A 599-nucleotide genomic window follows, 5' to 3' on the forward strand; every position below is an offset into this window, starting at 1 on the left:
GCCTAAAGTGCTGCTATTTTAGCAAAGTTTTGAAATTTTGCAAGTATTTTTTAATTTAATTCCTAGGCATAGATATTAATCGGCGTCTTATACGGCCTATTGGGCATCTCTTGTACCAACTTGGGCACCAAATAACCTGACAGGCTCTCAAGCATCTGCCAATAAATCTCAATCGCATGCTCAATCGGTAAATCAAAATGCGCCGCCCCCTGCACTTTATCCAACACATGCAAATAATAAGGCAAAATCCCCGCATCGAATAACGCATGACTAAGCCCAATCAGCGTCTGAGCCCGATCATTCACACCCTTTAGAATAACCGTCTGATTTAATAAGACAGCGCCAGACCCTCTGAGTGCGCGGCATTTTTGTTTAAGAGATTCATCAATCTCATTGGCATGATTGATGTGTAGCACCATGACGATATTTTTTGGCGAGTCTTTGAGCAGGCTTAGCAGATCATCATCCACACGATTGGGTAGCACCACAGGCAGACGCGTATGAATTCGGATGGTTTTGACATTTGAAATGGCATTTATGGCATCAAACCAAGCTGTTAAACGTCTATGATTCAGATTCAGCGGATCACCACCACTAAA

The 599-nt window shown here is 42.7% G+C and carries 1 protein-coding gene; it reads right to left on the reverse strand.

The features are described 5' to 3' along the window. Nucleotides 1-62: 62 nt before the first annotated feature. Nucleotides 63-599, reverse strand: a 537-nt coding sequence (locus GY683_RS04150; RefSeq protein ID WP_367274110.1) for a KamA family radical SAM protein, incomplete at its 5' end; no start/stop codon positions are given.

The organism is Moraxella sp. (assembly GCF_024227015.1).
Taxonomy (GTDB): domain Bacteria; phylum Pseudomonadota; class Gammaproteobacteria; order Pseudomonadales; family Moraxellaceae; genus Moraxella.